Origin of the sequence: Streptomyces niphimycinicus, from assembly GCF_018883605.1 — a bacterium.
Classification (GTDB): Bacteria; Actinomycetota; Actinomycetes; order Streptomycetales; family Streptomycetaceae; genus Streptomyces; species Streptomyces niphimycinicus.
Genome location: NZ_JAHLEM010000841.1, coordinates 1 through 7,762, shown reverse-complemented (window position 1 = coordinate 7,762; position 7,762 = coordinate 1). Strand labels below are relative to the sequence as shown.

General features: G+C 71.2%; 5 protein-coding genes. All 5 read left to right on the top strand.

Annotated features, from left to right (window positions below; all coding sequences use genetic code 11):
- Positions 1 to 1,872: peptidoglycan D,D-transpeptidase FtsI family protein (locus tag KN815_RS43940; RefSeq protein ID WP_216347345.1), on the top strand; the 1,872-nt coding region annotated here is incomplete at its 5' end.
- A gap of 12 nt (positions 1,873 to 1,884) precedes the next feature.
- The gene (locus KN815_RS43935) at positions 1,885 to 3,642 is read left to right on the top strand and encodes a UDP-N-acetylmuramoyl-L-alanyl-D-glutamate--2,6-diaminopimelate ligase (protein WP_216347344.1); all 1,758 of its coding nucleotides are present in this window, start codon (positions 1,885 to 1,887) and stop codon (positions 3,640 to 3,642) included.
- A gap of 62 nt (positions 3,643 to 3,704) precedes the next feature.
- Positions 3,705 to 5,144 carry a UDP-N-acetylmuramoyl-tripeptide--D-alanyl-D-alanine ligase gene (locus tag KN815_RS43930; protein ID WP_216347343.1) on the top strand — a complete coding sequence of 480 codons (1,440 nt, stop codon included), beginning with the start codon at positions 3,705 to 3,707 and terminating at the stop codon, positions 5,142 to 5,144.
- Entirely contained in the window at positions 5,141 to 6,208 is a 1,068-nt protein-coding gene (mraY, locus tag KN815_RS43925; protein WP_216347346.1) for a phospho-N-acetylmuramoyl-pentapeptide-transferase, read from the top strand. The genes KN815_RS43930 and mraY overlap by 4 nt, the downstream gene beginning before the upstream one ends.
- Entirely contained in the window at positions 6,205 to 7,656 is a 1,452-nt protein-coding gene (gene murD, locus KN815_RS43920; protein WP_216347342.1) for a UDP-N-acetylmuramoyl-L-alanine--D-glutamate ligase, read from the top strand. Before mraY ends, murD begins: the two co-directional genes overlap by 4 nt.
- The last annotated feature ends 106 nt before the right edge of the window (positions 7,657 to 7,762 follow it).

Genomic DNA, 7,762 nt, shown 5'->3' with positions numbered 1-7,762 from the left:
GGGCCGTCCGGCCGCCCGGCCCAGCGCCCGCGCCCCGGTGGTGCCCAGCCGCTGCGGCTGGGCAGCCCGCGCCCCCGGCTGCGGCTGATCAGCCTCGGCCTCAGCCTCGTCATGCTGGTCTTCGTCGTACGGCTGCTTCAGGTGCAGGCCGTCGACGCCAGCGCCTACGCGGCCAAGGCCAACGTCAACCGCTACATCCCGGTGAAGCTGTCCGCCGAGCGCGGCTCCATCACCGACCGCGATGGCGTCGACCTGGCGACCACGGTGGACGCGTACGACATCACGGCCGCCCCCGATCTGCTCACCCCCAAGACGGCCAAGACCCGTGACGCGCCGCGCCAGGCCGCGGCCCTCCTCGCGCCGATCCTCGGCAAGAACGAGGCGGACCTGGAGAAGAAGCTCAGCGACAACCCCAAGTCGCAGTACGTCGTGCTCGCCCGGCAGCAGTCCCCGCAGGTCTGGAACCAGATCAAGGACCTGAAGAGCGCCCTGGACGACTCGGCCGCCAAGGGCAAGGGCACCAATGTCCTGGCCGGGGTCAACCGCGAGGCGCACAGCAAGCGGGTCTATCCGAACGGGGATCTCGCCGCCGGGGTACTCGGATTCGTGGGCGCCGACGGCCGCGGCGCCGCCGGGCTCGAGCAGCAGCTCAACAAGAAGCTCGCGGGCAAGGACGGCAAGCGCGTCTACGCCCAGTCCGGTGGCCACCAGGTGCCCACCGGGGACCTCAAGGAGCAGCCCGCGGTCCCCGGCAGTGACTACGAGCTGACCATCGACCGGGACATCCAGTGGGCCGCCCAGAGCGCCATCGCCGACCAGGTCCGCAAGTCCGGGGCCGACCGCGGCTATGTCATCGTGCAGGACACCCGCACCGGACAGCTCCTGGCGATGGCCAACGCCCCCGGCTTCGACCCCGGCGACATCACCACGACGGACGCCGACGACCTGGGCAACGCCGCGGTCTCCGACGCCTACGAGCCCGGCAGCGTCAGCAAGCTGATGTCCATGGCCGCCGTCCTCCAGGAGGGCGTGGCCCGCTGGGACACCCATGTGGTGGTCCCCAACCGGCTGCCGCGCGCCGACCGGGCCTTCGCCGACGACATCGACCACCCCACCTGGTACCTCACGCTCAACGGCGTGCTGGCCAAGTCCAGCAACATCGGCACGATCCTCGCCACCGAGCAGCTCGGGAAGACCAAGAAGCAGAAGAACGAGATCCTCTACTCCTATCTGCGGAAGTTCGGGATCGGCCGGCCCACCGGGCTCGGCTTCCCCGGCGAGACCTCGGGCATCCTGGCCCGGCCGCAGGACTGGAGCGCCTCGCAGCAGTACACCATCCCCTTCGGCCAGGGGCTGTCGCTCAACGCCGTCCAGGCGGCCTCCGTGTACTCCACCATCGCCAACGGCGGCGAGCGCGTCGCGCCCACCCTCGTCCGCGGCACCAGGGGCCCCGGCGGCGACTACACGGCCGCGCCCGCCCCCCGGAAGACCCGTGTCGTCAGTAAGGAGACCGCGAAGACGCTCGCCGAGATGCTCGAATCGGTCGTCGATGACCAGCAGGGCACCGGCGCCAAGGCGAAGATCCCCGGCTATCGTGTCGCGGGCAAGACCGGCACCTCCAACCGGGTGGACCCCAAGACCGGCCGCTACCGCGGCTACACCGCGTCCTTCGCCGGCTTCGCCCCGGCCGACAAACCGCGGCTGACCGTCTACTGTGCCGTTCAGAACCCGACGAAGGGCAGCTACTTCGGCGGTCAGGTCTGCGGACCGGTCTACAAGAAGGTCATGGAGTTCGGCCTCAAGGCCCTCCAGGTCCCGCCGTCCGGAAAGCAGCCCAAACGGCTCCCTGTGAGCTACAACCCGGGCCAGTGAGCGGACCCAGCAGTGACGACGATCACGCCGGACTCCGGGAACCACGGTCCGGTACGGCCCCGCTTCGCCGCCTCATTTCGCGGGGGAGCGGGTGTCCCGGGTACGCTCACCGCCGTGCCCCACGCTGATCAGTCCCAAACCCCTCAGAAGGACGTTTCTGTGGAATACCCGGGAGCGCCCCGCCCTCTCCAGGTCCGCCCGATCCCGCTGGCGGAGCTGGCGGATCAGCTCGGCGTCGATGCCCCCGAAGCCTCGGAGGGGGCCGCGGTCACCGGGATCACCCATGACTCGCGCGCCGTACGCCCCGGCGATGTGTACGCCGCGCTGGCCGGCGCCCGCCTCCACGGCGCGGACTTCGCCGCCCAGGCCGCCGACCTCGGCGCGGTCGCGGTGCTGACCGACCCGGCCGGTGCCGAGCGCGCCGCCGCCACCGGGCTGCCGGTCCTGGCGGTGGACAATCCGCGCGGCCGGATGGGCGCGCTGGCCGCCACGATCTACGGCGAGCCGGGTGCGGACCTGCTCCAGATCGGCATCACCGGCACCTCCGGCAAGACCACGACCGCGTATCTCATCGAGGGCGGCCTGAAGGCCGCCGCGAAGCACGACGGCGGCCTTACGGGTCTCATCGGCACCGTGGAGACGCGGATCGGCGACGAGCGCATCAAGTCCGAGCGCACCACCCCCGAGGCCACCGATCTCCAGGCCCTGTTCGCGGTGATGCGCGAGCGCGACGTCCGCTCGGTCGTCATGGAGGTCTCCAGCCACGCCCTGGTCCTCGGCCGCGTCGACGGCTGCGTCTTCGACGTCGCGGTCTTCAACAACCTCAGCCCGGAGCACATGGAGTTCCACTCCGGCATGGAGGACTACTTCCAGGCCAAGGCCCAGCTCTTCACCAAGGCCCGCAGCCGCGCCGGAGTGATCAACTACGACGACGAGTACGGCCGGCGGCTGATCGAGCAGTCCGAGGTGCCCGTCACCACCTTCTCCGCCGAGGGCCACCCCGACGCCCACTGGCGCGCCGAGGACGTCGAGGTCGGCCCGCTCGGCTCGACCTTCACCGCCGTCGGCCCGGGCGGTGAGTCCGTACGGGCCGCAGCCCCCCTCCCGGGCCCCTTCAACGTGGCCAACGCGCTCGCCGCCGTCGTCGCCCTCGCCGTCGCCGGGATCGACCCGCAGACGGCCGCCGACGGCATCGCCGCCGTCCCCGGCGTACCGGGCCGGCTGGAGCGGGTCGACGTGGGCCAGCCCTACCTCGCCGTCGTCGACTACGCCCATAAGACCGACGCCGTGGAGTCGGTGCTGCGTGCCCTCCGTAAGGTGACCGACGGCAAGCTGCACGCCGTCCTCGGCTGCGGCGGGGACCGCGACCGGCTCAAGCGCGGCCCCATGGGCGCCGCGGTGGCCCGGTACTCCGACACGGCCGTCCTCACCTCCGACAACCCGCGCTCCGAGGACCCGCTAGCGATCCTCGCCGCCATGCTCGCGGGCGCCGCCGAGGTGCCCGCCCACGAGCGCGGTGATGTGCTGGTCGAGGAGGACCGGGCCAACGCCATCGCGGCCGCCGTCGCCCGCGCCGAGCCGGGTGACACCGTCATCGTGGCCGGCAAGGGCCATGAACTGGGCCAGGACATCGCCGGCGTGATCCGTGCCTTCGACGACCGCCAGGTACTCCGCGAAGCCATCGAGCTCAGTGAGCGAGCCCACAGGCGCGATGCCACGCGCCCCGAGGCGAACTCACAACACCGGGACAATCACCAAGACCAGGGATGACAGACCGCCATGCGCGCACCAGCACCCTCAAGGCAGCTCTCCCGCACGGCCGGAGGTGATCAGTGATCGCACTGTCCCTCACCGAGATCGCCGGCCTCGTCGGTGGGCAGCCGCACGACATACCGGACCCGGACCTGAAGGTCACGGGCCCTGTTGTGATCGACTCCCGTGAGGTGCGGCCAGGCAGCCTCTTCGCCGCGCTCCCCGGGGAGCGCGTGGACGGCCACGACTTCGCCCTGAAGGCGATCGAGGCCGGGGCCACGGCGGTCCTGGCCGCCCGCCCCTTGGGCACCGCGGACGCCCCCGTACCGGCGATCGTCGTGCCCGATGTCATCGCCGCCATGGGAGCGCTCGCGCGCGCCGTCGTGGAGCGCCTGGACGCCACCGTGGTCGCGCTCACCGGCTCCGCGGGCAAGACCAGCACCAAGGACCTCATCGCCCAGTTGCTCCAGCGCCGCGGCCCCACCGTATGGACGCCGGGCTCGCTCAACAACGAGATCGGCCTGCCGCTCACCGCGATGAGCGCCGACGAGGCCACCCTGCACCTGGTGCTGGAGATGGGTGCCCGCGGTAAGGGCCACATCCGGTACCTGACGGACCTCACCCCGCCCCGTATCGGACTCGTGCTCAACGTCGGCACCGCCCATATCGGAGAGTTCGGCGGCCGGGAGCAGATCGCCGAGGCCAAGGGCGAGCTGGTGGAGGCCCTGCCGCCCGCCGAGGAGGGCGGGGTGGCGGTGCTCAACGCCGACGACCCCCTGGTGCGCGCCATGGCGTCGCGCACCAAGGCCCGTACCGTCCTGTTCGGCGAGGCCGAGGGCGCCGATGTGCGTGCCGGGAATGTCCGGCTCGCCGATGGCGGCCGCCCCGCCTTCACGCTTCACACCCCTACCGGGTGCAGTGAAGTGACCATGCGCCTGTACGGTGAGCACCACGTGTCGAACGCGCTCGCCGCGGCCGCCGTCGCCCATGAGTTGGGCATGTCCGTCGACGAGATCGCCGTGGCGCTCTCCGAGGCGGGGCAGCTCTCCCGCTGGCGGATGGAGGTCACCGAGCGCTCGGACGGCGTGACGATCGTCAACGACGCCTACAACGCGAACCCCGAGTCCATGCGAGCAGCGCTGCGCGCGCTGGTCGCCATGGGCGCTGCCACACCGGGGCGTCGCACGTGGGCGGTGCTCGGCTCGATGGCCGAGCTGGGCGAGGAGTCACTGGCCGAGCACGACGCGGTCGGGCGGCTGGCCGTCCGGCTCAACGTCAGCAAGCTCGTGGCGGTCGGCGGCCAGGAGGCCGCCTGGCTGGACATGGGCGCCAAGAACGAGGGTTCGTGGGGTGAGGAGTCGGTGCACGTGTCCGACGTGCGGGCAGCGGTCGATCTGCTGCGCAGCGAGCTGCGACCGGGGGACGTCGTGTTGGTGAAGGCATCCAGGTCGGTCGGCCTGGAGCGGCTTGCGCAGGCATTGCTCGACGGTGAGGGTGAGGTCTCCGGCCGATGGGCATGAGGCAGATCCTCTTCTCGGGAGCCATCGGGCTCTTTCTGACCCTGATCGGCACACCGCTGCTGATCAAGCTGCTGGCCCGCAAGGGCTATGGCCAGTTCATCCGGGACGATGGTCCGCGGACGCACGGCAGCAAGAAGGGCACGCCCACGATGGGCGGTATCTCCTTCATCCTGGCCACACTGATCGCCTACGCGCTGACGAAGGTGATCACGGGCAGCCAGCCGAGCTTCTCGGGCGTGCTGGTGCTCTTCCTGTTCGCCGGTATGGGCCTGGTCGGCTTCCTCGACGACTACATCAAGATCGTCAAGCAGCGCAGCCTGGGCCTGCGGGCCAAGGCCAAGATGGCCGGTCAGCTCATCGTCGGTATCGCCTTCGCGATCCTCGCGCTGAACTTCGCCGACGCGCGCCAGCAGACCCCCGCCTCCGACCGGCTCTCCTTCGTCCAGGACTTCGGCTGGTCCTTCGGCCCGGTGATCTTCGCGATCTGGGCGCTGTTCATGATCCTGGCGATGTCGAACGGCGTGAACCTCACCGACGGTCTCGACGGTCTGGCCACCGGCGCCTCCGTGATGGTCTTCGGCGCCTACACCTTCATCGGCGTCTGGCAGTACCAGGAGTCCTGCGCCAACGCGGAGACGCTCACCAATCCGTCGTCCTGTTTCGAGGTCCGTGATCCGCTCGATCTGGCCGTCGTCGCCTCCGCCCTGATGGGCGCCTGCTTCGGCTTCCTGTGGTGGAACACCTCACCCGCCAAGATCTTCATGGGCGACACCGGTTCGCTCGCGCTCGGCGGCGCGCTCGCGGGCCTGGCCATCTGCTCCCGTACGGAGTTGCTGCTGGCCCTCCTCGGCGGCCTGTTCGTGCTGATCACCATGTCCGTGGTCATCCAGGTCGGCTCGTTCCGGACGACCGGACGACGGGTCTTCCGGATGGCGCCACTCCAGCACCACTTCGAACTCAAGGGGTGGAGCGAAGTCCTTGTGGTGGTCCGGTTCTGGATCATCCAGGGCATGTGCGTGATCGTCGGCCTCGGCCTGTTCTACGCGGGGTGGCGAGCTTCGTGACATCCGACGCCGTCGCCCTCGACGTGTCCGACCTCGCCGGACGGCAGGTCACCGTCGCCGGACTCGGCGTCTCCGGGGTCCCCGCGGCGCGTGCGCTGCGGGGCCTCGGGGCCTCGGTGACCGTGGTCAACGGCAGCGACGGCGAACCGCAGCGCGCCCAGGCGGCCGAGCTGGAGGCCCTGGGCATCGCGGTCCGCCTCGGCGACGGCGAGACATTGCCGAAGGGCGCCGAGCTGATCGTGACCACCCCCGGGTGGAAGCCCACCAGCCCGCTCTTCCTGGCCGCCGCCGAGGCGAACGTGCCCGTCTGGGGCGATGTGGAGCTGGCGTGGCGGCTGCGCGGCGAGGACGCCCCGCCGTGGCTCGCGGTCACCGGCACCAACGGCAAGACGACCACCGTAAGGATGCTGGCGGCCATCCTGGAGGCGGCCGGGCTGCGCACCGCCGCCGTCGGCAACATCGGCGTCTCGCTCCTGGACATCGTGCTGGGCGATACGCCGTACGACGTGCTGGCCGTCGAGCTCTCCAGCTACCAGCTCCACTGGGCGCCCTCGCTGCGCGCCCACTCCGGGGCGGTGCTCAACCTCGCCCCCGACCACCTCGACTGGCACGGCTCCATGGCGGCGTACGCGGCCGACAAGGGCCGGATCTACGAGGGCAACCAGGTGGCCTGCGTCTACAACGTGGTCGACCCCGCCACCGAGGACCTGGTGCGCGCGGCCGATGTCGAGGAGGGCTGCCGGGCGATCGGCTTCACCCTCGGCACCCCCGGCCCCTCGCAGCTCGGCGTCGTGGAGGACATCCTCGTCGACCGGGCCTTCGTGGCGGACCGGCAGAAGCAGGCGCAGGAGCTGGCCGAGGTCTCCGATGTGAACCCGCCGGCCCCGCACAACATCGCCAACGCCCTCGCGGCGGCGGCCCTGGCCCGCGCCTTCGGTGTCCCGCCGAAGGCCGTACGGGACGGGCTGCGCGCCTTCCGGCCGGATCCGCACCGGGTGGAGCATGTGGCGGACGTCGACGGCGTGGCCTATATCGACGACTCCAAGGCGACCAACACCCATGCCGCCGAGGCGTCGTTGGGCGCCTATGAGCACATCGTGTGGATCGCGGGCGGCCTCGCCAAGGGGGCCACCTTCGACGAACTCGTCCTTACGGCGGCCGAGCGGCTGCGCGGCGTCGTGCTGATCGGCGCCGACCGCGCCCTGATCCGCGAAGCGCTCGCGCGACACGCAGCAGATGTCCCGGTCGTGGACCTCGACCGGACCGACACTGGGGCGATGGCGGCGGCTGTGCGCGAAGCGGCGCGGCTCGCCCGGCCGGGCGATACCGTCCTGATGGCCCCGGCCTGTGCCTCGATGGACATGTTCATCAACTACAACAAGCGGGGCGACGCCTTCGCCGCGGCGGTTCAGGACCTGGCCTCCGGCCGGGGCCCGGACGATCAGTAGCCCGCCGGTCCCCCGGCGAGGACCGCCCGCGCGGGGAAACCGGAGGGGATAAGAACATGACGCCTGACCAGCCCGCCGCCCCGCGCTCCCGGCCGGCCCGCCCCGG

Excerpts from the sequence above, each read along its gene's own strand:
- mraY (WP_216347346.1), top strand. The coding sequence starts at position 5,141 with ATGAGGCAGATCCTCTTCTCGGGAGCCATCGGGCTCTTTCTGACCCTG.